Below are 24120 nucleotides of genomic sequence, written 5' to 3'. Positions count from 1 at the left end.
GCAACCTTATGACAGATGAAATACGAAGTGAGGTGAAACCAATGTGACAGCTGTGTTAAATGCATTGTGCGCGCCGCACCTTTGCGGCAGGATACCGCGCCTTAAGAGAAATCGCTTTCTCTGGATGCGGTCAAATCATGCCGTTGCCCCGTTCCGGCAGCAATGATTAGAAGATTTCTCTTAGTGGATCAAATAATAAGTGGAGAGTCAGATGAGTATAAGTACACCGATGTTGGTGACCTTTATCGTTTATATCCTTGGGATGGTGTTAATTGGTTTCATTGCTTACCGTTCAACCAAAAGTTTTGACGACTATATTCTCGGTGGACGCAGTTTAGGTAGCGTGGTCACCGCGTTGTCTGCCGGTGCGTCCGATATGAGCGGCTGGTTATTAATGGGCCTGCCGGGCGCGATTTTCCTCTCCGGTATTTCAGAAAGCTGGATCGCCATTGGCCTGATTATTGGCGCATGGCTGAACTGGCGCATCGTTGCGGGACGTCTGCGTGTCCAGACCGAGCATCACGACAATGCGTTAACCCTGCCAGACTTCTTCTCCAGCCGTTTCGAGGACAACAGCAAACTGCTGCGCGTTATCTCGGCGGTGGTGATTCTGATCTTCTTCACTATCTATTGCGCTTCTGGCGTGGTCGCCGGTGCGCGTCTGTTTGAAAGCACCTTTGGCATGGATTACCAGACCGCGCTGTGGGCCGGTGCCGCAGCCACCATTCTGTATACGCTGGTGGGCGGTTTCCTCGCGGTGAGCTGGACCGATACCGTGCAAGCCAGCCTGATGATTTTCGCGCTGATTCTGACGCCGGTGATTGTCATTGTCGCGGTCGGTGGCCTGGATGAATCGATGGCGGTGATTGAGGCGAAAAGCCTTGAGAATCTCGACATGCTGAAAGGGCTGAACTTTGTCGCGGTGATTTCGCTGCTCGGTTGGGGCCTCGGCTACTTTGGCCAGCCGCATATTCTGGCGCGCTTTATGGCAGCCGATTCGCATCACACCATCCGCACTGCGCGTCGCATCGGCATGATCTGGATGATCCTGTGTCTGGCGGGTGCGGTGGCCGTCGGCTTTTTTGGTATCGCTTATTTCCAGAACCATCCAGAGCAGGCGGCTAACGTAAGCCAGAACGGGGAGCGCGTGTTTATTGAGCTGGCGCGTATTCTGTTCAACCCGTGGATTGCCGGAATCTTACTCTCTGCGATTCTGGCGGCGGTGATGTCTACGCTGAGCTGTCAGCTGCTGGTGTGCTCCAGTGCCCTGACCGAAGACTTGTATAAAGGCTTCCTGCGCAAAAATGCCAGCCAAAAAGAGCTGGTGTGGGTAGGGCGCTTAATGGTGCTGCTGATTGCGTTGATCGCTATCGCGCTGGCGGCCAATCCGGAAAACCGCGTACTCGGCTTAGTCAGCTATGCGTGGGCGGGCTTCGGTGCCGCATTCGGTCCGGTGGTGTTGTTCGGCGTGTGCTGGAAGCGTATGACGCGCAACGGTGCGCTGGCCGGTATGGTGGTGGGTGCGCTGACCGTGTTGCTGTGGAAATCCTACGGCTACACCGATTTGTACGAAATCATTCCTGGCTTCGCCTTTGCCAGTATCGCAATTGTGGTGTTCAGCCTGCTGGGTCGTGGCCCATCTGAAGCCGCGCAGCAGCGTTTTGCCGCAGCCGAAGCCGAATATCAGAGCAAATAACCCGTAGGGTCGCCATTCATGGCGACCTCATTCCGACATCGCTAAAAACCCAGGTGCGCATCAATGCGCACCTTACAAAACCCCTTCACCAACCCGCAAAATCAAAATTAATTTCCCGCTGTGACTTGTATTTCTTCTTGCGATAATGATAATCGATATCGTTCGCACTTTACGTTTTTTTACCCAAGCTTTACTCTTCTTAAAATTCAAGAGGTTGGTGATGTTCGTTCCCTTTCTCATCATGCTGCGCGAAGGTCTGGAAGCAGCGCTCATCGTCAGCCTGATTGCTAGCTATCTCAAACGTACCCAGCGCACCCAATGGTTTCCCGCCATGTGGGCTGGCGTATTTATTGCTGCCGCACTCTGCTTAGCGTTGGGCATCTTCATCAATGAAACCACCGGTGAGTTCCCGCAAAAACAGCAGGAGCTGTTCGAAGGCATTGTCGCGGTGATTGCCGTGGTGATCCTGACCTCGATGGTGTTCTGGATGCGCAAAGTCTCGCGCAATATCAAAGCCACGCTGGAAAAGTCGGTTGATCAGGCGCTGCAGAAGCAGGGTAGCAGCGGCTTTCCGCTGGTGCTGATGGTGTTTCTGGCGGTGGCGCGTGAAGGGCTGGAATCAGTATTCTTCCTGCTGGCCGCCTTCACTCAGGATGTCGGGTATGCGCCGCCGCTCGGCGCGGTGCTCGGCCTGGCAACCGCTGTAGCGCTGGGCTTTTTGCTCTATTACGGCGGTATTCGCCTCAACCTCGCGCACTTTTTCCGCTGGACCAGCTTGTTCATTTTGTTTGTTGCTGCCGGATTGGCCGCCGGTGCCATTCGCGCCTTCCATGAAGCTGGGTTGTGGAATCACTTCCAGGCTGTGGCGTTTGATATGAGCAACACGCTCTCAACGCACTCGGTATTCGGCACGCTGCTGGAAGGGATTTTGGGCTATCAGGAAGCGCCAAGCGTCAGCGAAGTGGCGATGTGGCTCATCTATATTATTCCAGCGCTACTGCTGTTCTTCTTCCCGGCGCGACCTTCGATCAACGCGGCGCGTACCACTCGCTGAAATTAAATCAGGCGCGATTGCGCGCCTGTTCTTCCATGTAACAGGGATATCACTATGACGATTCGCTTCCGCCGTAAGGCGCTGTTGGTTGCTATGCTGGCGCTTTCCGGTGCCGCTTCTGCTGCTGCCGTCCCGCAAGTCACGGTTACTGTGACCGACAAACAATGTGAGCCGATGTCGCTCAACGTGCAGGCCGGTAAAACCCAGTTCATCATCAAAAACAACAGCCAGAAAGCGCTGGAGTGGGAGATTTTGAAAGGAGTGATGGTGGTGGAAGAGCGTGAAAACATCGCGCCAGGCTTCAGCCAGAAACTGACCGCCAATCTGGAAGCGGGCGAATATGACATGACCTGCGGCCTGCTGAGCAACCCGAAAGGCAAGTTGGTCGTCAGCGGTGACGCGAAGAAAGCGGCATCCGGCAAACCGGATGTGCTGGAACTGGTTGGCCCTATCGCCGACTACAAAGTCTACGTGATGAACGAAGTGAAAGCGCTGGTGGCGGGCACCCAGGCGTTTACTGATGCGGTGAAAGCCGGTGATGTCGAGAAAGCCAAAGCCTTGTATGCGCCAACGCGCGTGCATTACGAGCGTATCGAACCGATCGCGGAGTTGTTCTCTGACCTCGATGGCAGCATTGATGCCCGTGAAGATGACTTCGAGAAGAAAAACGAAGATCCGAAATTCACTGGTTTCCATCGCCTGGAAAAAATCCTGTTCGCCGATAACACCACCAAAGGTGCCGAAGAGTTCGCCACTAAGCTGAATCAGGATGTGCTGGATCTGCAAACCCGCATCAGCGAACTGGCGTTCCCACCGGCGAAAGTGGTCGGCGGCGCGGCCGGTCTGATTGAAGAAGTGGCCTCCAGCAAAATCTCGGGTGAAGAAGACCGTTACAGCCGTACCGATCTTTCTGACTTCCAGGCCAACATTGATGGCGCGCAGAAAATTGTTGATCTGCTGCGTCCGCTGCTGCAGAAAAACAATCCGCAGCTGCTGGCGAAAGTGGATGCCAACTTCAGGAAAGTGGACGGGATCCTCAGCAAATATCGCACCAAAGACGGCTTTGAGTCGTACGAAAAACTGACCACCGCTGACCGTAACGCGCTGAAAGGCCCGATTACCACGCTGGCGGAAGATCTCTCTCTGCTGCGTGGAACCTTGGGTCTCGACTGATCATGAGTGATAAAAATGACGCGGCGCAGCCGTCGCGTCGTCGATTATTGCAGGGATTAGGCATGTTGGGCGGCGCGGCCGCCCTCGGCGGCGGTTGTCCGTTCCACACGGCAGCCGCCGACAGCTTCTCTCCCGGCACGGTTGCACCCAATTCGCGCCAGCAGGCGCAACCTTTTTACGGCGATCATCAAGCCGGGATCGTGACGCCGCAGCAGGCCTCGATGATGCTGGTGGCGTTTGACGTGCTGGCCAGCGATAAAGCCGAGCTTGAACGCCTGTTACGCTTACTGACCGAGCGCTTCGCGTTTCTCACGCAAGGTGGACCGGCGCCTGCAGTCACCAATCCGCAGTTGCCGCCAATGGATTCGGGAATTCTCGGTGCCGATATCGCGCCCGATAATCTCACCATGACCTTGTCGGTGGGCACCTCGCTGTTTGATGAGCGCTTCGGTCTGAGCAAGCATAAGCCGGCGCAACTGCAAACCATGACGCGTTTTCCCAACGATTCGCTGGATGCTGAACAGTGCCACGGCGACCTGCTGCTACAGATTTGCGCCAACACGCAGGACACGGTGATTCACGCGCTGCGCGATATCATCAAACGTACGCCGGATCTGCTGGCGGTGCGCTGGCGTCGCGACGGCTTTATTGCCGACCATGCGGCGCGCAGCAACGGCAAAGAAACGCCAATCAACCTGTTGGGATTCAAAGATGGCACCGCCAATCCTGATACGCATAATCCAGCGTTGATGAACCAGCTGTTGTGGGTTACCGACGAGCAGCAGGAACCGGCATGGACGCGTGGCGGCAGCTATCAGGCGGTGCGCATCATCCGTTTTCATGTCGAAATGTGGGACCGCACGCCGCTCGGTGAGCAGCAAACCATCTTTGGCCGTGAGAAGTTATCGGGTGCGCCGCTCGGCATGAAAAACGAGCATGACGTACCGGATTACAGCAAAGATCCCGATGGTGATTTGATTGCGCTGGATGCCCATATTCGTCTCGCCAACCCACGTACGCCGGAGACCGATAGCAGCTTGATGCTGCGGCGCGGTTACAGCTATTCCAGCGGTATTACCGGATCGGGTCAGCTGGATATGGGTTTATTGTTTGTTTGTTACCAGCATGATTTAGCCAAAGGCTTTATTACCGTGCAGCAGCGCCTCAATGGCGAAGCGCTGGAAGAATATATTCGCCCGATTGGCGGCGGATACTTTTTCGCGCTGCCGGGCGTGGCGGATAAAAACCATTATCTCGGGCAATCTTTACTGCAGGCCTGATTAATAAATGAGCAGCGCCTGCGTAGGCTAGCGATACGCAGGCGCGTTTGTTAAACATTCCTTAAACTTTACGCTGGATGCAGCCGCTTCCGAATGTTCCTAAAAAGTTCTACCACCCGCCAATAAAATATCCATTTGATAAATCTACATAATTTAATTTAAGGTAAAAGACCTCAGGCTTCGCTTATCTTTTTTTCTTTATCGGGACGTAAAATTAATGTTGCAAACCACCGTAAATATGATGCACTTTATTCATAAGCGTTGTCAGTTGTGTGGCTAAGCCACTGGAGTTCGCGCATGATTCGTCTCTCTCTGGGACAGTTAAATAGTTTCAACACACGCAGTACACTGCGGGGCATTTCTTCCCTGCTAAATAACCTCTCTACTTTTCAAACGTCATTCTCGTTCAATCTCATTTTCTTTACCGGTGCGCGCCTGCGTCTCGGCGCTGATGCGTACCATTCTCACTGGCTCGACACGGCTTACAAGGAAGCCAACTAAACCTCTAAAGCGTTCAAGTCATCGCCGCGGGTGATCCGCCGCGATAAATGAAACCAACTGTAAGGTGCCACTATGGGAAGACAGAAAGCAGTGATCAAAGCACGTCGTGAAGCAAGACGCGTTATTCGTAGCGACTCTCGCAGTCACCGTCAGCGTGAAGAAGAATCGGTCACTTCGCTGGTGCAAATGGGTGGGTTGGATTCGATTGGTATGGCACGTGATGCACGTGACCGCGGGCCGATTGAAGCCAGAAATGAAGCTCAGGCACACTATCTCCATGCCATAGAAACGAAACAGCTTATTTTCGCCACCGGTGAAGCCGGCTGCGGAAAAACCTGGATTAGCGCAGCCAAAGCGGCTGAGGCCCTGATCAATAAGGATATCGAAAGGATTATCGTTACGCGCCCGGTTCTGCAGGCGGATGAAGATCTCGGTTTCCTCCCCGGAGACATTTCCGAGAAATTCGCGCCTTATTTCCGACCGGTATACGACGTTCTGGTTAAACGTCTCGGCGCTTCCTTTATGCAATACTGCCTGCGGCCCGAAATTGCCAAGGTAGAGATCGCGCCCTTCGCCTACATGCGTGGACGTACCTTTGAAAATGCTGTGGTGATCCTTGATGAGGCACAAAACGTCACCGCCGCACAGATGAAGATGTTCCTGACTCGCCTGGGGGAAAACGTGACGGTTATCGTCAACGGCGATATCACCCAGTGCGACCTGCCGTCCCATGCCAAATCTGGCCTCGCCGATGCGTTAGCGCGCTTTGAAGAGGATGAAATGATTGGTGTAGTGCGTTTCGGCAAAGAGGATTGCGTCCGTTCAGCGCTTTGCCAACGCACGCTGCACGCTTACTGTTAACCGTTTGATTGAGAATGTAGCTAAGCAAAACCCGGCGTGAGCCGGGTTTTTTATGTGCGGGATGATGGCGGCATACCATTGGGCGTTTTTTTCACATTATCGCCTGCCCCAGCCCTCCAAAATTTTACGTTACGACAACGATTAACATCGCTTTATTGTTTATCCTTGAAAAAGTGTCAGGTGAAAAAATATCCCGATAACCTAAAAAATAATTTTGGGAATATTCCTGGCTGGTTTTTCAGTGCTCATCAATACCTTAACTCAAATCTTAAGAAATTTCCTATATAAATCAGGTCGCAAAGATCACCTCGCTTTATTGCCTTCCAAAATCTCCAGCTATATATTCGCGAGGTAACACACAGGGAAAGTGTGCCTACGCGTGCTTTCCGCGCCATTTTTACAAGGAGTAAACATGAGCAACTCTTACCAGAATGAAATCCCCAAAGCCCGTATCAATCTAAAACTCGACCTGCACACAGGTGGGGCGGCGAAGAAGACCGAGCTGCCACTCAAACTGCTGGTGACCGGCGATTTCAGCAACGGCGCGGAAGACCGCCCGCTGTCTGAACGCGAAAAAATCAACGTTAACAAAAACAATTTCAACAGCGTGCTGGCCGATATCGCGCCTGAAGTGAAATTCTCCGTGCCAAACACCCTCGCCGGCGACGGCAGCGAAGAGAACGTGGCGCTGAACTTCCGCGACATGAAAGACTTCGAACCGGAGCAGGTTGCCCGCCAAATCCCTCAGCTGCGCGCCATGCTGGCGATGCGCAATCTGCTGCGCGACCTCAAATCCAACCTGCTGGATAACGTCACCTTCCGCAAAGAGCTGGAAGCCATCCTGAAAGACCCGGCACTCAGCGACGAACTGCGCAGCGAGCTGTCTGCGTTAGCCACCGATCAAGCCTGATCATCCCCGTAACGGCCTATAGAGAGAGAATGCTGATGTCAGTTCATAATGAAAGCCGTACCGCCGGTGAAACCACCGTGCTGGATCGCCCCGCTGCGGGCGGCGTCTACGCGTCGCTGTTTGAAAAAATCAACCTCAACCCGGTGTCAGAGCTGAGTGATCTCAACGTCTGGCAGGACAATCAGGCGATGTCTGATGCCACCGCCGACGAGCGCGTCACCGCTGCGATGCAGGTATTCCTGACGCGTCTGAAAATCAGCGGCGCGAAAGTGGAAAAGCTGGATAAAAACCTGCTGGATCATCACATCGCCGAGCTGGATCGCCAGATCAGCCGCCAGCTGGACGCGGTAATGCATCACGACGAGTTCCAAAAAGTGGAATCCGCATGGCGCGGCCTGAAGTCGCTGGTGGATAAAACCGACTTCCGCCAGAACGTGAAAATCGAAGTGCTGGACGTGTCGAAAGATGACCTGCGTCAGGATTTTGAAGACGCGCCGGAAATCATCCAGAGCGGCCTCTATCTGCAAACTTACGTGGCCGAATACGACACGCCGGGCGGCGAGCCGATTGGCGCGGTGATTTCGGCTTACGAATTTGATGCCTCGGCGCAGGACGTGGCGCTGCTGCGCAACCTGTCGAAAGTGGCTGCTTCTGCACACATGCCGTTTATCGGTTCGGTCGGCCCACAGTTTTTCCTCAAAGACTCAATGGAAGAAGTGGCGGCAATTAAAGACATCGGCAACTACTTTGACCGCGCCGAATACATCAAGTGGAAGTCATTCCGTGACACCGATGACTCACGCTACATCGGCCTGACTATGCCGCGTGTGCTCGGTCGTTTGCCGTATGGCCCGGATACCGTGCCGGTGCGCAGCTTCAACTACATCGAAGAGGTGAAAGGCCCGGATCACGACAAATATCTGTGGACCAACGCCTCGTTCGCCTTCGCCGCCAACATGGTGCAGAGCTTTATCAGCAACGGCTGGTGCGTACAAATTCGTGGCCCGCAGGCCGGTGGTGCGGTGCAGGATCTGCCAATTCACCTGTACGATTTGGGCACCGGCAATCAGGTGAAAATCCCGTCTGAAGTGATGATCCCGGAAACCCGCGAGTTTGAGTTCGCTAACCTCGGCTTCATCCCGCTTTCGTACTACAAGAACCGCGATTACGCCTGCTTCTTCTCGGCTAACTCAACGCAGAAACCGGCGCTATACGACACCGCTGATGCGACGGCCAACAGCCGCATCAACGCGCGTCTGCCGTACATCTTCCTGCTGTCGCGTATCGCGCACTACCTGAAGCTGATCCAGCGCGAAAACATCGGCACCACCAAAGACCGCCGCCTGCTGGAGCTGGAACTCAACACCTGGGTGCGCACGCTGGTGACCGAGATGACCGATCCGGGCGACGAGCTGCAATCCTCGCACCCTCTGCGCGATGCGAAAGTGCTGGTGGAAGACATCGAAGACAACCCGGGCTTCTTCCGCGTCAAGCTGTTCGCCATCCCGCACTTCCAGGTGGAAGGCATGGACGTGAACCTGTCGCTGGTATCTCAGATGCCGAAGGCCAAGGCTTAAGGCGCAGGAGGCGCGATGAAAATCTACCGACCGTTATGGGAAGACGGGGCGTTTCTGACGCCGCAGCAGTTTCAGCAGCAGTCGCTGTGGGACGCTCACGTCGCCGACACAGTGGCGCGTATGGGCCTGGCGCATCCGTGGGGCGTGGTCCATGCGGAATTTGACGATGGCGCGCTGGCGCTGTCACGTCTCAACGCCACCCGCCTGACGGTGCGCTTTCCCGACGGAACGCTGACGGACACCGCGCTCTCCGACAACCTGCCACCGGCCTGCGACCTGTCCGTTGCAGCCGGCCAGGAACAGGTTGAAGTGGTGCTGGCTTTGCCGTTGCTGAGCGCTAATGGAGGTAATCTCGACGACGGCAGCGACAGCGAACGTCCGCGCCGCTGGGTGGCCGGTCGTGAAGAGGTGCAGGAGCTGGCGGGGCAGGAGCGCACCGGCATTGCCGTGCAGCGTTTTGCTCTGCGTCTGCGTCTTGCGAATCAGGAAAACGGCGCGTATCTCACCTGTCCGGTGGCGCGCCTTGTGCGTAACGCGCAGGGACAGTGGACACGCGATGCGTCATTTATTCCACCAATGTTGTCGCTGTCGGCCAGTCCGGCGGTGCTGACAGCGCTGGGTGACCTGCTACATCGTCTGAGTGCCCGCCGTCAGCGACTGATGGCGCTGCGGCGCGAGAGCAACGAGCGCATGGCCGATTTTGCTGTCGCCGACGTCTCGCTGTTCTGGCTGCTCAACGCACTGAACAGCGCCGAGCCGGTGCTGCTGGAGTTGTTCCAGTCACCAACCCGTCATCCGGAACTGCTGTACCGCGAGCTGGCGCGCCTGGCTGGCGGTCTGCTGACTTTCTCTCTCGAACACGATGCCGGAAATATCCCGGCTTATCGGCACGACGCGCCGGAGCAGGTGTTTCCGCCGCTGTTTTCGCTGCTGGATTCTTTGCTGGAAGCCAGCCTGCCATCGCGCGTCATCTCCATCGACCTAAGCCGTGAAGGCGTGCTGTGGAAGGGGCGATTCCACGACGCGCGGCTGCGCGAAGGGGCAGATTTTTATCTGTCGGTGCGCTCCACGCTGCCAAACCACGAGCTGCAGAGCCGCTTCCCGCTGCTGTGTAAAGCAGGCAGCCATGACGACGTGTCGGAGGTGGTCAACATCGCGCTCAGCGGCATGACCATCCGCCCGCTGCCGCATGTGCCTGCCGCCATCCCGCTGCGTCTGGAAAATCAGTACTTTGCGCTAGACCTGTCAACAGCGGCAGCGCGCGCCATGCTCGATTCCGGTGGCTGCACCTTCTACACCCCGGAATCGCTGGGCGAATTGAAACTTGAACTCTATGCGGTACTGCGCTCATGAACAGCAATAACGCGCTGACCGAGCGCCTTTTCTTTGCCGGCTGGCTAATGGTCAGCCAGCTACGCTGCGGTCAGCAGATTGACAATGGCGATGCGATCTATCGTCGCGCTACCGGCTGGGTGAACGATGCCCGCCAGGCGCTGACGGAGGCGGGTTTTAGCGAAGCCAATCGCGACCACATGCTGTACGCCTTTTGTGTGTTGCTGGACGAAGCGGTGCTGAACCGCGGTCAGCAGGATGACGGCTGGCTGCGCTGGAGCCGTGACCCGCTGCAGGTGCGTTTCTTTAACTCGCTTAACGGTGGCGAGGCGTTGTGGGAACGTATTCGCGAATTGCTGCGCGAACCCGCTGCGGACGAGACGGTGCTGACCTGTCTGTATCGCACGTTACAACTGGGTTTTGTTGGTCATTACCGCGAGCAGGATGATGAACGCCGCGAGGACGTGGTGCGCGAGTTGGCGACGCGTGTGCCACCGTTTGCCCTGGCGCAGGATGCGCCGCTGGTGGTGCGTCCGGCAGGCATGCGCACAGGTCGCCGTTTTTACTGGATGAGCTGGGTGGTCGTCGCCGTGCTGCTTGGCGGCCTGTGGTTCGTCCTCGACGGCTGGCTGGCTCAGATGGTGTCCGGCATTGCGGGGATGAACAAGTGAGAAGCGGGATCGGCAACTTCGCCCTGATCGTGCTGGCCGCGTTGCTTACATTGTGGCTGATCCTCGGCTTCTGGCCGCTTTCGGGCATTACTGCGGCGGCGCTGTGCCTGCTGGTGTTGCTGGTCGCCGGGCTGATGCTATGGCGGCAGGCACGCCAGCGTTATGTGGAAATCGCTGTGGCCGATGATCGTCTGCCGCCTGAAGATTTTCGCGGTGCGGTAGTGCTGGTGTGTGGCGACAGTGCATCGCTGTTCTCCGGCAATCAGCCGCGTGAAACCGTGCAGGGCTGGTATCTGCCGGTTGATGCGCCAGAACAGTTGACTGCGATGGCCGACTACATCACCACTCAGCGTCCGGCTCTGCTGCCACAGGTCTCGCTGTTGCTGACAGTGGTGCCGGAGCAGCACACGTCTGCTGAAGACTTTACTTCCCACTTTCACGGCTGGCAGCGTGCGCTGCTGCAGTGCCGTCGCGTGCTGAAGTGCGCGCCACCGCTGTGGACTGCATGCTGGGTATCACACCCGAACCACGAAGCAGAATGGTTCAGCATCACGCCGGGCCAGGGGGCGCTGCAGGCGTGCATCGCCGGCAACGATACGATGCCGCTGACTGAATGGTTCCGGGAGCAGCCGTCGCGCCTGGTGCAAATGCAGTGGCTGGACAGTCTGCTGATGTGGCAGGAAAAGCACCTTACGCCACTGACGCAGATGAAGCCATGCCGCGCCGGGATTTGCCTGACGCCGGTAACGGCGCTGGCGGACAACCTGTGGGAGCAGCATCTTACTGGGCTGACCACGCTGCCTTATGCACCCGCAGGCACCGATGTCGCGCTGCCATTGCCGGATGCGCTGCTGGCTGGCTTGCCGCGCAGGCAGGGCGTCAGCCGATGCCTGAGGCTGGCGCGCGCGGCGGGCATGATTGTGGCGGTGTTTCTGGCGCTGGCGCTGCTGGCATCGTTCCTTAACAACCAGCGGCTAATCCGCACTATTGGTGACCATCTGACGCTGTGGGCACACCTGTCTGGTGAACCGGCAGAGCCGAAGGTTCACGCGCGCGCGCAGTTAATCGCCGATCGCACACTGCTTGATGGCTGGCAGCGCGGCGGTGAACCGCTTCGCCTTGGCCTGGGACTGTATCAGGGCATGCGCCTGTTCGCGTCGGTCGACGCCGCCATCAACAGCTGGGCGCCTCCGCCGCCTCCGCCGCCGGTTATCCAGCAGATTGTTGAAGGGCCGAAGACCGTGCGCCTCGACAGCCTGTCGCTTTTTGACTCCGGTAAATCTGACCTGAAAACCGGCTCCACCAAAGTGCTGGTCAACGCGCTGGTCGGCATCAAGGCGAAGCCGGGCTGGCTGATTGTGGTTGCGGGTTATACCGACGATAGCGGCAATCCGGCGCTGAACCAGCGCCTCTCGCTGAAGCGCGCCGAATCCGTGCGCGACTGGATGCGCGACACCGGCGACGTAGACGAAAGCTGCTTCGCGGTGCAGGGCTTCGGTCAGAGCCGCCCGATTATGAGCAACGACACGCCGGAAGGCCGCGCGGCCAACCGGCGCGTTGAAATCAGTCTGGTGCCGCAGGCCGACGCCTGCCAGGCAGCGGACGCAATCCCTCCGTCATCACAGGATGGTGACGGCAATCATGAAGAAAAGGAGTAACAACATGGCAATTCCGGTTTATCTGTGGCTGAAGGACGACGGCGGTGCGGACATCAAGGGCTCGGTGGACGTGCAGGACCGTGAAGGCAGCATCGAAGTGGTGGCGCAGGAACACAACCTGTACATCCCGACCGACAACAACACCGGCAAGCTGACCGGCACACGCATTCACACGCCGTTCCTGTTCACCAAGGAGATCGACTCGTCCAGCCCGTACCTCTACAAGGCGGTCACCACCGGCCAGACGCTGAAGTCTGCCGAGTTCAAGTGGTATCGCATCAGCGACGCCGGCCAGGAAGTGGAGTACTTCAACACCAAACTGGAGAACGTGAAGGTGGTGAAGGTCAACCCAGTCATGCACGACGTCAAAGATCCGTCCAAAGAGAAGCACAACCATCTGGAGCAGATCGAGCTGCGCTACGAAAAAATCACCTGGACATATAAAGACGGCAACATCATTCATTCCGATTCCTGGAACGAACGCGCCACAGCCTGATTACGCGTCATATTTCGCGCCGCAGGTGCGTTGGCTGCGCTTGCGCACCCCGGTCACTTACTTATGTAAGCTCCCGGGGCTGCACTCGCTTGCCGCCTTCCTGCGACACGAAATATTTAGCGTAATCGCCAGCCGGGCTGTTCTTTCAGTCCGGCACGCTTTTCGTAGGGTCGCCATTTATGGTGACCGAAAACACACCACGGCAGATGCCTAGTGATTCCATCCTCGTTGGGTGAAATCACAAGTCATTTTCCACCTTTCAACCTACCTGCCTTATGCGCTTCGGTATACGGCGACGGGCGGTAGCGTGCCCACAATCAGGAGATTTTGCTATGGACAGTCAGTCAGCCGCTTTACTGCGTCGCCTCAACCCGTTCTGCGCGCAGGCGCTGGAAGCCGCCGCGTCGCTGTGCCAGACCCGTGCCCACGCTGAAATCCAGCCGGAACACTGGCTGCTCAAGCTACTGGAGCAGGGCGAGTGCGATATCACCGTAATTGCGCGCCGCTACGAGTGGGATATGGATGCTATCTGGCAGGATTTGCTGGCGTTTCTCGACCGCCAGCCGCGCGCAGTGCGAGTACGTCCGCAGCTTTCCTCTTCATTAGAAGCGCTGTTAAAACAGGCGTGGCTGATGGCGTCAGCATCTGATAATTCCCCGCAAATTCGCAGTATCCACCTGCTTATGGCGCTGTCTGAGCAGCCAAAACTTGCGCAGTGCGAAGGTCTGTGGCCGCTGCTGAGTTTGCGCATGAGCCAGTTGGGGCGTTTACAGCCGATGCTCGAAGCACAGTCCGACGAGCGTGCGGAAGCGGAGCCGCCGGAGATGCCGATCAGCACTATCGAGAAAGCTCCCGCAGGCGAAGCTGCATCAACCGAAGCTCTAACTCGTTTCACCCGCGACGTCACTAGTGACGCGCGTAGCGGAAAAATCGACCCGGTGTTTGGCCGCGACAACGAAATCCGCCAGATGGTCGATATCCTGTCGCGCCGCCGCAAGAACAACCCGATTCTGGTCGGCGAGCCGGGCGTCGGCAAAACCGCGCTGGTCGAAGGGCTGGCGCTGCGTATCGCCGAAGGCAACGTGCCGGACAGCCTCAAGCCGGTGAGCGTGCGCACGCTCGACCTCGGTATGCTGCAGGCGGGCGCGGGCGTGAAGGGCGAGTTCGAGCAGCGCCTGAAGAACATCATCACCGAGGTGCAGAACGCGCCGCATCCGGTGCTGCTGTTTATCGACGAGGCGCACACTATCATCGGCGCGGGCAACGTAGCGGGCGGCGCGGATGCGGCCAACTTGCTGAAGCCGGCGCTGGCGCGCGGCGAACTGCGCACCATCGCGGCGACCACGTGGAGCGAATACAAACAGTATTTTGAGAAAGACGCCGCGCTGGAGCGCCGCTTCCAGATGGTGAAGGTCGACGAGCCGGACGACGACACCGCCTGCCTGATGCTGCGCGGCCTGAAATCACGCTACGCGGAGCATCACGGCGTGCACATCACCGACGCGGCGGTGCGCGCCGCCGTCACGCTGTCGCGCCGCTACCTTACCGGCCGCCAGTTGCCGGACAAGGCGGTTGACCTGCTCGACACCGCGGCCGCGCGCGTGCGCATGAGCCAGGACACCACGCCGGAAGCGATTACCCGTTTAAGAGCGAAGCTGGACGCGTTGAACATTGAGCAGCGCGCCATCCTTGATGATGAGGCGCTAGGTGGCGCTATCTCGCAGGAACGACTGGCCGAAATCGCCGGCCTGATTGCGGTAACCGATGAAGAGCTGGAGGCGCTGGAGCAGCGCTACGGCATCGTGCAGTCGCTGATGCAACAGATGCTGGAAGATCGCAAAGATGCCAGCCAGCGCAGCGCCATCGCACAGCTCCAGACTGACCTCGACGCGCTGCAGCCCGGCGAGCCTCTGCTCACCGCCGACGTGGACGCGCGCATCGTGGCGGGCGTGATTGCCGACTGGACCGGCGTGCCGCTGTCGTCGCTGATGAAGGACGAGCAGGCCGAACTTCTGACGCTGGAAAACCAGCTCGCCACCCGCGTGGTCGGGCAGGACGCGGCGCTTAACGCCATCGCCCAGCGCCTGCGCGCCTCGAAAACCGGACTCACCTCGGAAAATGGCCCGCAGGGCGTGTTCCTGCTGGTCGGCACCAGCGGCACCGGCAAAACCGAAACCGCGCTGGCGCTGGCGGATTTGCTGTACGGCGGCGATAAGTCGCGGATTACCATCAACCTCAGCGAATATCAGGAAGCGCACACCGTTTCCCAGCTCAAAGGCTCGCCGCCGGGCTACGTCGGCTACGGCCAGGGCGGCATCCTCACCGAAGCGGTGCGCAAGCGCCCGTACAGCGTGGTGCTGCTCGACGAGGTGGAAAAGGCGCACCGCGACGTGATTAACCTGTTTTATCAGGTGATTGACCGTGGATTTATGCGCGACGGCGAAGGGCGCGAAATCGACTTCCGTAACACCGTGATCCTGATGACCTCGAATCTCGGCAGCGACGCGCTGATGCAGCTGCTGGACGAAACCCCGGACGCGAGCGAATCCGAACTGCAGGAGTGCCTGCGCCCGATCCTGCGCGACCACTTCCAGCCCGCGCTGCTGGCGCGCTTCCAGACGGTGATTTACCGCCCGCTGGCGCGCGACGCGATGCGCATCATCGTGGAAATGAAGCTCAGCCAGGTCAGCAAACGTCTGCAGCGTCATTACGGCATCCGCACCAGCATTGGCGAAGGTCTGCACGAGATGCTCACCAACGCCTGCCTGCTGCCGGACACCGGCGCGCGCAACGTCGACAGCCTGCTCAATCAGCAGATTCTGCCGGTGCTGAGCCAGATGATTTTGCAGCACCGCGCCAGCGGCACCTTAGGCAATAGCCTGACGCTGGATACCAATGAAGAGGGTGAAGTGAGCTTTATCTTCTGAACACGTGACGTTTTTAATAACAAGGAGTGTGTATGAAAACTCAAAATATCCCCGTTTCACCTGCCTTTATCGCGATTTCCTGGATTGCCATGCTTGGCTGCACGCTGGTTTATCTGGCGGGCCTGTGGCGCGCGGAGATGGAGCTGAATGAAAAAGGCTATTACTTCGCGGTGCTGATCCTCGGACTGTTCGCGGCGGTTTCGCTGCAAAAAACCGTACGCGACCGTTTGGAAGGTATTCCGACTACACACCTTTATCACATGGTTTGCCTATTGGCCTTCACTATTGCCGTGGTGTTGCTGGTTGCTGGGCTGTGGAATGCAACGCTGATGCCGAGCGAAAAAGGCTTTTACGGCGTGTCATTTTTCATGGCGTTATTCGGTGCTGTAGCGGTACAGAAAAACACCCGTGACAGCATGCACAGCGTGTCTGACAGCGCTGATGAAACGCCGCACGAACCTCAGGCCTGATATTTCCGAACTCTCCCGCTGCCGTCGCTGTGGCGGGAGAACGTTGACGCCAAGAGGGCGGTGTAATGATTTTGGGTGAGTAAGCATGACAGATAAAGCTAGAAAAGCGGCTATTAAAGAGGGGAGCCTGCGCTTGATGACCGCAGGTGAAATACAACTTGCCAAAAAGGTGTTTGGCGAGAAGATCTCTTACGGCAAGGTCTGGATCCATCATGACAGTTATTTGCCTTTTGGCCTACAGCATGAGCGCGTCGCCATGACACCAAATGGTGAAATATATTACAGAACCGCGCTATACAGGGCTGATTTCTCTGACCTATTACAGAGTGATATCGCTGACATGCATGTATTTATTCATGAACTCAGTCATGTCTGGCAACGTGAAAGAGGCATGTGTGTCATCTGCCGGGGAGTGGTCAGTTTTATGGCTGATTACACCTATGACCTTGATGGTCGGTTATTGAGTGAATACCCGATGGAACAGCAAGCTCAGATTATTGCTGATAACTACATTCTCTCCGAATGGGGATTTGACCGCTGGAATCAATTTAGAATGTATAATTACGTTAAATTAATCAAGGCTATGAGTGAGACTGAAGCCAGTGCAGCATATAAAGTAGCTCTTAGAGGGTTTCCATGGTGAAGCATTTACAAAACTATTTTATTAGCTTACTCACATGCTTATTTCTGATCGGATGTACTTTGGGAGAAGAACAGGTTGGGTTTAAGCGTGATACAAATATTATTCTGGTTAAGGATATGCTTTGTATTAGCACTCCCCAAAATGATTCGTATTATTTGAGCATCATTTCTATAAAAAACAAGGATGGTTCAGGATTAAGGAAAACGTACGCGGGAAGTGAGTTGTTAGCAGTGAATACTAAGCGTTGTCTTTCATCATCACAGTGGCCTATGGTAGAAAATACTGCATATACCATTCATTACACTTTGCTTTCAACCTCAACGAAACTCCCTGCCTTTAGAAAAGTCGCATCCATAATGGTTATAGATGGGAGGGTTTTAAATTTAAAGTTATATAACTCCGATTATCTTCCCTCTTTTATTTCTGAATGATCTGTTTTTGAGTTATCTAAGGATTAAGAATTTTATCGCTCAGTGAGTTAAAATGATTGATCGTGGTTTTTATAATAGAAATATAGTCATTTCTACTTTGATCATAAGTTCTGTATTTCTTAGCGGATGTCCGGGCTCGGGGGACAGAGGATGGTGCGATGAAACAACGAAAGCAGTACATAAAGGAAATGAGGTTTGCTTTCCCATAAAAAATGCAGAAGGATATATCCCAACTTATCTGTCAGTTAATCTGAGATATACTCCGCGAACAGAGCAAAAAAACAGGATTGTCAGGGACGTTGAAATCTCAAATGGCATGCTATGTCTTTCCCCGGATGAGTTTTCGCCTGTTGAAGGAAAAGAATATATAGTTAAATTTATTCTTAAAAACGGCGGGGGTTTTGATTCGATTAGAAGCTTTGTCGTTGCTGTTAAAGTGGTTAATGGAAACGTGGGTAGCTTTCAGTTACATAATATTGAAATGGCGCGAAGCTATCAATAATTTAATCGGTGTGTAGCTGGCGCCTAAAATAACCACCAAGATAAGTGTTTTAATGGTAAGGCAAATACTAAATATGACGCTAAGATAATCATGATGAAATGTCATCTGTTTTATAAAACAGGGTTTTCCTTCACTCTGATAATGAGTTCCGTCTTTCTCACTAGCTGCCTTGGCGATAAGGTGACGTTTTCAGAAACGGCGAATATCACTCAAAGAGAAAATGCAGCATGCTTTGAAGTGCAAGGAGCCAGCGACTACACGCTAAAATCCATGAGTATATTCAGAAGGGGGCATGAAGATGATAGACAATCTTTAATGTCCAATAATACTAACTTAAAGGACGGGCGGTTTATCTGTCTTTGCAAGTCAGTAATTGACAGGTTTAGTGATGGAGAATATGTCGTGAGATTCAGTTTGAAGCCGATTAAAAAGCATCAAGATTCGAGGGTGTTTTCAAATGCCATCCAAATTAATGGGCAGCAGGTTAAAAACATCCCACTGCAGGAAAATGAAATTACGCATTACCTCGGGAATAATTTCTAAATCAAAGTTAACTATTCGTGAAATGCGGTCTCGTAATAGCATCCACGACAATCTATCCAGCCGCTGTCAAAAAAACGCTAATAAAGCCTAGAGAAAGTCTTCAACGTCCCCACCAGTGATAGAGACGTTGTGGCCGGCTGTCATCAAGGAGTGAATGACATGAACATAACTGATTTACTGCAAGGTGCATCCTCGTTAATAAACGGGACGTTGAACCGTTACAAGCTTTCTATCCTCTCATGCTCGTCCAGTATTGACGTCGAGAACTTTAACGGCACAGAAGCATTGAGTGAGAACTATCACTACGATGTGCTGTTCACCAGCCCGGATAAAGACATCACGGCCGCACAGATGTTGCGTAAACCAGCAACGCTGACCATGGGCACGGGTGAGTTGATGGTGCTGTCGGGACAGAAGATGGTGCATGGTTACATCACTGATTTTCACCGTCTGACGGGTTCGGCCGATCAGGTGACTTATCTAATAGTTATTGAGCCACGCCTTGCATTGCTGGATAAGCAATATCGCTCCCACCGTTTCTTTGTGAATAAATCGGTTCCGGAAGTAGTAAGCCAGATACTGGATGAACACGGTTTTCAGGGCTGGGAATATGAATTCAGCCTGAAGCATGAATATCCCAAACGCGAGCAAATCAATCAGTATCAGGAAAGCGACCTTCAGTTTATTCGCCGCTTGCTGTCGGAAGTCGGCATCTTTTACATGTTCACGCTCCAGCCAGACACCCAGACTGAAGTCGTCCGGTTTGGTGATGCACAGTCTGCGCTTATTCAGGGCAAACCGTTGCCTCTTAACAGTCCTTCCGGCCTGGAGGACAACGGGCAGGAATCGATCTGGGGACTGAATATCACCCACAAAGTGGTAGAAGCGGGGGTAGTCGCGAAAGATTACAACCATCGCGAGGCGCAACGTATTTTACGTTCGGTCCAGGCAGACATGTCGCGCGGCGATGGCGATGAGATCAACTACGGGCAGGTCTATCACTACCGTCCGCGCCATCCGGACGGAGGCGATAAATATGTGCCCGCGCCGGAGACTGCGAACTATTACGCGCGCCTCGATCACGAACGTTTTTTGTGCGGTCAGACGCTGATTACTGGCATCAGCAATGACGCATCGCTGGCTCCAGGCAAGGTGCTGACCATTATTGATGGTGTTTTGCCAACGCTGCCGGAACAGCTTCAGAGTCCGGTCGTCGTCACCCGCATCCACCTCAGTGCCAGCCGTAAGTCGGCGTTACAGATTAACCTCAACGGTGTGCCTTACAGCGAAACGTTGTGCTGGCGTCCAAGGTTGTTACCACGGCCAAAAGTCAGCGGCACCATGACAGCGCGTGTCACCAGCGCAAAAGACAATGATATCTACGCCTGGCAGGATGCCTCCGGTTTGTACCGCGTGGTATTTGATGCGGATGAAGAGAGCAAAGATCGCGGTCAGGAAAGCATGCCGGTGCGCCTCGCCAAACCTTATGGCGGTGATATGTATGGTTTCCACTTCCCGCTGATACAGGGAACGGAGGTGGCGATTGCCTTCCGTGAAGGCGATCCTGACCAGCCCTACATTGCTCACGCGTTGCACGACTCGCGACATGTCGATCACGTCACAGAGAAAAACAGCACCCGCAACGTCATTCGCACCGCTGGGCTGAACAAGCTTCGGATGGAGGACAAGCGCGGCGAAGAGCACGTCAAGCTCAGCACGGAGTACGGTGGCAAGACGCAGCTTAATTTAGGCCACAACGTCGACGATGACAGGCTGCTCCGGGGAGAAGGCGCGGAATTGCGAACAGATGACTGGGTTGCCGTTCGCGGTGGCAAAGGTGTATTCATCTCGGCTGATGCACAACAAAGTGCACAAGGGCGCATGATGGATATGGAAGAGGCAATACGGCAACTTAAAAACGCGCTATCGCTAGCAAAAAGCTTAAACGAAATTGCTCAAAAAGCTGAAGCAACCCAAGGTGACTCAGATTCTCATGAAGAACTTAATAATGCGCTGGAAGATTTGAAGCAAGCAGGGATTTTGGCTCATGCTCCTGAAGGCATTGGAATTGTCAGCCCCAAATCAGTACGTATGGCTTCAGGTGGAGCAAGCGTTGGTCTGATGTCGGGGAAAAATACGGACATCAGTGCTGGAGAGTCAATCACGCTAGCGGCTACTAAAACTGTCAGCGTGTTTGCGCAGGGAGAGGGAATGCAGTTGATTGCTGGCGCAGGGAAATTGGATATCCAGGCTCAGGAAGGCGAGCTTAACGCAGCAGCACAACAAGACATCACGATAAGCAGCGCCGAAGGGAAAGTCACTGTAAGCGCTGGTCAGGAACTGACTATCACTTGTGGCGGAGCCTATATAAAACTCAGAGGTGGCAATATTGAGATGGGTGCGCCTGGAAATATTCTTCTGAAATGCGCCAATGCGCAGAAAATGGGACCAGCCACGCTAGACTCTCCACAACATACCTTCCCTAAAGGATACGGTGAAGGTTTTACATTAAAAGATTCAGAAAGTGGTGAAATCCAACCCTTTACATTTTACAGGGTCATCACCGGAGAAGGTGAGGTGTATGAAGGCGTTTCTGATGAACATGGAAAAACAATGCGGATATTCACAGCTATGCCATCAGCATTGAAAATTGAGTTCCCGGATGAAGAAATGACCGATATCAAGGAAGAAAAATAATGAGCACAGCAACTACGTCTCTGGAATGCAAATATCCAGATGCCTGGACAGGTAAACAAAAAAAATACTGGGTTGAGATTCAGCTTCTGGATGAACGTGAAGAACCCATCCCTAATATGCCGTATGTGGCCGAAAATGCCGCTACACGTAGTCAGTGCGCTTCATATATCGGTAAAAGCGACGTCAGTGGCATCATTCGAATCGAGGGTTTACATCCGCTAGAGCTGATTTTACATATTGAAGCAAAGTCGCTTGCAGACGAGATGGAAAAAAGGGCATTGCGTCCCTTTGGACGTGCTGAGGATGATTCAACCGTAAAACCCAAAGCGGTTGTGGAAGGATACGAATATCGTTATCTAAAAATAGGTCATCTATGCGATAGCCTTCCTGATATGATGCCGGAATGGAAAGATAAAGAGAACCCACCGAAATATCACTTTCCAGATTTGCGCTTTTCCGGTCAAACGATAAAAAAGCTAAACTGTCGTTACGTTTTTGAAGTGTGTCCATTCCGGGCCTGGTCACTGATACTGCACCATCAAACAGATTACTCGATAGTTAATGCTTATAATCTAGGGATAATGGCCGATCTTTCTTATTCAACAGAAGAAAAGATCATTCAGTATTTCAAACAGGCATATATTGATCTATCCACGGCCCCAAAATTAAGTGATAAAAACGACTATTATGCCGTGGTTAAAGACGTCCCCTTCAGTCAGCGATACATCAACCCACGCTTCGTTACCACTGCCGGGAATATCATTCAGCATGATACTCAGTTATTTTATGTCTCAAATGATGAACATGTCGTTGTAGCTTGGCGTGGTACTCAAGAGTTGAGAGACTGGTTAACTGACATCACATTTAGCCCACAAAAGTGCCCGTCCTATCTTGCCCCGATGGGTAAAATCCACAAAGGATTTTTAGATGCTTTTGAATATGCTAAAAATAAGGGCAAGGCAAATTTTGAAGAATTAGATTCTTTAATTGATGATAAAGAGCACTTTCTTTGCGGACATAGTTTAGGTGGAGCATTAGCATTAATTCATGCTGCTGAGTTAAAATCGACAAAACCACTATTATACACCTATGGAATGCCGAGGGTTTTCACTGCTGATGCCACCTTACAGCTTTCGGAAGTTACTCACTACCGACACGTTAATGACTCAGATAGCATTACTAGCGTTCCGATGGATGTGAACCTGTATAACTGGTTTTATGAGATTTATGGCCCAGTTGGCACCATGTTGGGTTTTACATGGTCTGTAGCTGAGTTGCTTTCGCAGAAAATCTCTGGTGTAACCGTCGGCGACAGCTTTTGGCATCATGGTGATATTGTGCTGTTCTATTACACCACACAGGTGGTGGAAAGCCTGCAATGCGAAGGCTCTATGAGTGCTCCCAGATGTCGCAGAATAAAGTATAGATTACCTAAAAAAACAAAATATTATTTAATTCCTTCGCTGGCTGAAGATAAAAGTATTTCGGCAAGAAATCACAACTTGCAATTTATTCGATCATTAAATATTGAAAGTATGAAGAAGTTTTTCCCTAAAAATACCAATCCGGATCTGGATTCTATACTTACCGACCCTAGAAATCACTCTATGTCTTCAGCCTATCTGCCATATATTAACAATCAACTGGTGGAGTTGGTGTCTTATGATATCACTCTGAAACGAAAAGAAAGCAGGATCGCATTTGAGAAACAGATGTCAGATTCTGGTATTCCTGATGATGAAAAGGAAAGAAATCGGATGTTCTCTGCATTACAGGGTTTAGTAGCAGAAACCATCAGAGTAACAGAGCGGATGCCAGAGTCAGATGCTATTCTGGATCGTTTCGGCAAGACAAAAAAGGAATTAAACGAATGAATATGATAAATGTATTACTCTTACCATCATTATTATTACTAAGCGGTTGTGTGTTTAGCGAAGATTTATCTCCTCCATTTGGAGGTAAGACTGTAAAAGTATCGGTAGTTAAACCTGCCGACGTGGATATTTTACCGATGGATGCTATTTACCGCTCAGAAAAATGCAGAGATAAAGTTTTCACCTCTGCAGGTTCAATAACTAACCGTGCTGGTTATCGCCTACTGACAGTCCCTTTTAAACAACAGTTCGTTGATGATTTAGTGAGTGGCAATGTCTTCGTTAATGGTGGTGGTAGGTGTGAATGGAAACTCAGTAATATACGATTTCAGTTTAAATTTAGTGATGTGAAGAAGTTTGGGGTTGATATTAAAAGTAATATTTCCAATGACATCGTTTTTGTTTTTGATAATAATCCACCCCCTCGGGGAGATGGGCACTACATGAACGTGTCTGGCAACGTTGAAATAAAAGATGATTATTACCCACTCATCAGAAATGACCGCATGATAGACCATGCTAAAATCCTCAGGTTAATAAATGAAGATATGTTAACTTACAGAGTTAGTAATTCTGAACTTATTGTTTTCAAACCCAAGGTTCATTCTAAAAAGATTATTAATGTTTTAGGGCCAGAGAAATTTGGTGAGGACTCGATTACGACTTATCCTGATGGAACTCAAACGACCAATGCCAATGGACCTGACCCGATTAATTTTAAGAAAATAAATTTAATGAATTAAATTTATAAATGTCGAAAAATCACCCGCCACTCGTTCCATTACATTATTCTAAAAATAAATTAACCGGCTGTTTTGTACGTT

General features: G+C 53.3%; 21 protein-coding genes. All 21 read left to right on the top strand.

The features are described 5' to 3' along the window. Positions 1–211 precede the first annotated feature (211 nt). On the top strand, positions 212–1696 hold the full coding sequence (gene putP / locus AC6I8A_RS11910; RefSeq protein WP_256696726.1) for a sodium/proline symporter PutP: 1485 nt from the start codon (positions 212–214) through the stop codon (positions 1694–1696). Between the two features lie 220 nt (positions 1697–1916). Continuing rightward, on the top strand, positions 1917–2750 hold the full coding sequence (efeU, locus tag AC6I8A_RS11905) for an iron uptake transporter permease EfeU (RefSeq protein ID WP_256696725.1): 834 nt from the start codon (positions 1917–1919) through the stop codon (positions 2748–2750). 54 nt (positions 2751–2804) lie between these two features. After that, complete coding sequence (gene efeO, locus AC6I8A_RS11900; protein ID WP_256696724.1) at positions 2805–3923, top strand: iron uptake system protein EfeO; 1119 nt, start codon at positions 2805–2807, stop codon at positions 3921–3923. Between the two features lie 2 nt (positions 3924–3925). Then, entirely contained in the window at positions 3926–5203 is a 1278-nt protein-coding gene (efeB, locus tag AC6I8A_RS11895; protein WP_256696723.1) for an iron uptake transporter deferrochelatase/peroxidase subunit, read from the top strand. 297 nt (positions 5204–5500) lie between these two features. Continuing rightward, positions 5501–5704 carry a hypothetical protein gene (locus AC6I8A_RS11890; protein ID WP_061718478.1) on the top strand — a complete coding sequence of 68 codons (204 nt, stop codon included), beginning with the start codon at positions 5501–5503 and terminating at the stop codon, positions 5702–5704. Between the two features lie 72 nt (positions 5705–5776). After that, positions 5777–6565, top strand: a complete 789-nt coding sequence (phoH, locus tag AC6I8A_RS11885; RefSeq protein ID WP_497818549.1) for a phosphate starvation-inducible protein PhoH — start codon at positions 5777–5779, stop codon at positions 6563–6565. A 412-nt stretch (positions 6566–6977) separates the two neighbouring features. Then, positions 6978–7475 carry a type VI secretion system contractile sheath small subunit gene (gene tssB / locus AC6I8A_RS11880; protein WP_479404169.1) on the top strand — a complete coding sequence of 166 codons (498 nt, stop codon included), beginning with the start codon at positions 6978–6980 and terminating at the stop codon, positions 7473–7475. 29 nt (positions 7476–7504) lie between these two features. Next, complete coding sequence (tssC, locus tag AC6I8A_RS11875; protein WP_479489497.1) at positions 7505–9052, top strand: type VI secretion system contractile sheath large subunit; 1548 nt, start codon at positions 7505–7507, stop codon at positions 9050–9052. A gap of 15 nt (positions 9053–9067) precedes the next feature. After that, on the top strand, positions 9068–10405 hold the full coding sequence (gene tssK, locus AC6I8A_RS11870) for a type VI secretion system baseplate subunit TssK (protein ID WP_256696721.1): 1338 nt from the start codon (positions 9068–9070) through the stop codon (positions 10403–10405). After that, a complete protein-coding gene (gene tssL, locus AC6I8A_RS11865) occupies positions 10402–11055 on the top strand; it encodes a type VI secretion system protein TssL, short form (RefSeq protein WP_256696720.1) in 654 nt (217 codons plus the stop codon). The genes tssK and tssL overlap by 4 nt, the downstream gene beginning before the upstream one ends. Positions 11056–11189: 134 nt before the next feature. Then, positions 11190–12713: an OmpA family protein gene (locus AC6I8A_RS11860; RefSeq protein WP_497818953.1), complete on the top strand. Its 1524-nt coding sequence runs from the start codon at positions 11190–11192 to the stop codon at positions 12711–12713. A 4-nt stretch (positions 12714–12717) separates the two neighbouring features. Further along, on the top strand, positions 12718–13209 hold the full coding sequence (gene hcp / locus AC6I8A_RS11855) for a type VI secretion system effector Hcp (RefSeq protein WP_008105313.1): 492 nt from the start codon (positions 12718–12720) through the stop codon (positions 13207–13209). A 332-nt stretch (positions 13210–13541) separates the two neighbouring features. Beyond that, the gene (tssH, locus tag AC6I8A_RS11850) at positions 13542–16136 is read left to right on the top strand and encodes a type VI secretion system ATPase TssH (RefSeq protein WP_497818548.1); all 2595 of its coding nucleotides are present in this window, start codon (positions 13542–13544) and stop codon (positions 16134–16136) included. A gap of 32 nt (positions 16137–16168) precedes the next feature. After that, positions 16169–16606 carry an inner membrane protein YiaA gene (gene yiaA, locus AC6I8A_RS11845; protein ID WP_497818547.1) on the top strand — a complete coding sequence of 146 codons (438 nt, stop codon included), beginning with the start codon at positions 16169–16171 and terminating at the stop codon, positions 16604–16606. An 85-nt stretch (positions 16607–16691) separates the two neighbouring features. Continuing rightward, the gene (locus tag AC6I8A_RS11840; RefSeq protein ID WP_265297652.1) at positions 16692–17249 is read left to right on the top strand and encodes a type IV secretion protein Rhs; all 558 of its coding nucleotides are present in this window, start codon (positions 16692–16694) and stop codon (positions 17247–17249) included. Further along, positions 17243–17680: a putative T6SS immunity periplasmic lipoprotein gene (locus AC6I8A_RS11835; RefSeq protein WP_367117912.1), complete on the top strand. Its 438-nt coding sequence runs from the start codon at positions 17243–17245 to the stop codon at positions 17678–17680. The genes AC6I8A_RS11840 and AC6I8A_RS11835 overlap by 7 nt, the downstream gene beginning before the upstream one ends. A 52-nt stretch (positions 17681–17732) precedes the next feature. Next, the gene (locus AC6I8A_RS11830; protein ID WP_497818546.1) at positions 17733–18182 is read left to right on the top strand and encodes a putative T6SS immunity periplasmic lipoprotein; all 450 of its coding nucleotides are present in this window, start codon (positions 17733–17735) and stop codon (positions 18180–18182) included. 90 nt (positions 18183–18272) lie between these two features. Next, complete coding sequence (locus AC6I8A_RS11825) at positions 18273–18725, top strand: putative T6SS immunity periplasmic lipoprotein (protein ID WP_497818545.1); 453 nt, start codon at positions 18273–18275, stop codon at positions 18723–18725. A 159-nt stretch (positions 18726–18884) separates the two neighbouring features. Beyond that, the gene (locus tag AC6I8A_RS11820; RefSeq protein ID WP_497818544.1) at positions 18885–21422 is read left to right on the top strand and encodes a type VI secretion system Vgr family protein; all 2538 of its coding nucleotides are present in this window, start codon (positions 18885–18887) and stop codon (positions 21420–21422) included. Further along, positions 21422–23296 carry a lipase family protein gene (locus AC6I8A_RS11815; protein ID WP_497818543.1) on the top strand — a complete coding sequence of 625 codons (1875 nt, stop codon included), beginning with the start codon at positions 21422–21424 and terminating at the stop codon, positions 23294–23296. The genes AC6I8A_RS11820 and AC6I8A_RS11815 overlap by 1 nt, the downstream gene beginning before the upstream one ends. After that, a complete protein-coding gene (locus AC6I8A_RS11810; RefSeq protein WP_497818542.1) occupies positions 23293–24039 on the top strand; it encodes a hypothetical protein in 747 nt (248 codons plus the stop codon). The genes AC6I8A_RS11815 and AC6I8A_RS11810 overlap by 4 nt, the downstream gene beginning before the upstream one ends. The last annotated feature ends 81 nt before the right edge of the window (positions 24040–24120 follow it).

This window comes from Pantoea sp. X-Soil-ISGK-275 (genome assembly GCF_059730795.1).
The sequence above is the reverse complement of the archived record's forward strand: the minus strand, read 5'-3'. Positions and strand labels throughout refer to the sequence as shown.

Coding starts and splice junctions, on each gene's coding strand:
- tssK (WP_256696721.1), top strand. CDS start 9,068: ATGAAAATCTACCGACCGTTATGGGAAGACGGGGCGTTTCTGACGCCG.
- AC6I8A_RS11840 (WP_265297652.1), top strand. CDS start 16,692: ATGACAGATAAAGCTAGAAAAGCGGCTATTAAAGAGGGGAGCCTGCGC.
- phoH (WP_497818549.1), top strand. CDS start 5,777: ATGGGAAGACAGAAAGCAGTGATCAAAGCACGTCGTGAAGCAAGACGC.
- putP (WP_256696726.1), top strand. CDS start 212: ATGAGTATAAGTACACCGATGTTGGTGACCTTTATCGTTTATATCCTT.
- efeU (WP_256696725.1), top strand. CDS start 1,917: ATGTTCGTTCCCTTTCTCATCATGCTGCGCGAAGGTCTGGAAGCAGCG.
- tssH (WP_497818548.1), top strand. CDS start 13,542: ATGGACAGTCAGTCAGCCGCTTTACTGCGTCGCCTCAACCCGTTCTGC.
- tssC (WP_479489497.1), top strand. CDS start 7,505: ATGCTGATGTCAGTTCATAATGAAAGCCGTACCGCCGGTGAAACCACC.
- AC6I8A_RS11860 (WP_497818953.1), top strand. CDS start 11,190: ATGCTATGGCGGCAGGCACGCCAGCGTTATGTGGAAATCGCTGTGGCC.
- hcp (WP_008105313.1), top strand. CDS start 12,718: ATGGCAATTCCGGTTTATCTGTGGCTGAAGGACGACGGCGGTGCGGAC.
- efeO (WP_256696724.1), top strand. CDS start 2,805: ATGACGATTCGCTTCCGCCGTAAGGCGCTGTTGGTTGCTATGCTGGCG.
- AC6I8A_RS11890 (WP_061718478.1), top strand. CDS start 5,501: ATGATTCGTCTCTCTCTGGGACAGTTAAATAGTTTCAACACACGCAGT.
- AC6I8A_RS11825 (WP_497818545.1), top strand. CDS start 18,273: ATGATGAAATGTCATCTGTTTTATAAAACAGGGTTTTCCTTCACTCTG.
- AC6I8A_RS11810 (WP_497818542.1), top strand. CDS start 23,293: ATGAATATGATAAATGTATTACTCTTACCATCATTATTATTACTAAGC.
- efeB (WP_256696723.1), top strand. CDS start 3,926: ATGAGTGATAAAAATGACGCGGCGCAGCCGTCGCGTCGTCGATTATTG.
- AC6I8A_RS11830 (WP_497818546.1), top strand. CDS start 17,733: ATGATTGATCGTGGTTTTTATAATAGAAATATAGTCATTTCTACTTTG.
- yiaA (WP_497818547.1), top strand. CDS start 16,169: ATGAAAACTCAAAATATCCCCGTTTCACCTGCCTTTATCGCGATTTCC.
- tssL (WP_256696720.1), top strand. CDS start 10,402: ATGAACAGCAATAACGCGCTGACCGAGCGCCTTTTCTTTGCCGGCTGG.
- AC6I8A_RS11820 (WP_497818544.1), top strand. CDS start 18,885: ATGAACATAACTGATTTACTGCAAGGTGCATCCTCGTTAATAAACGGG.
- AC6I8A_RS11815 (WP_497818543.1), top strand. CDS start 21,422: ATGAGCACAGCAACTACGTCTCTGGAATGCAAATATCCAGATGCCTGG.
- tssB (WP_479404169.1), top strand. CDS start 6,978: ATGAGCAACTCTTACCAGAATGAAATCCCCAAAGCCCGTATCAATCTA.
- AC6I8A_RS11835 (WP_367117912.1), top strand. CDS start 17,243: ATGGTGAAGCATTTACAAAACTATTTTATTAGCTTACTCACATGCTTA.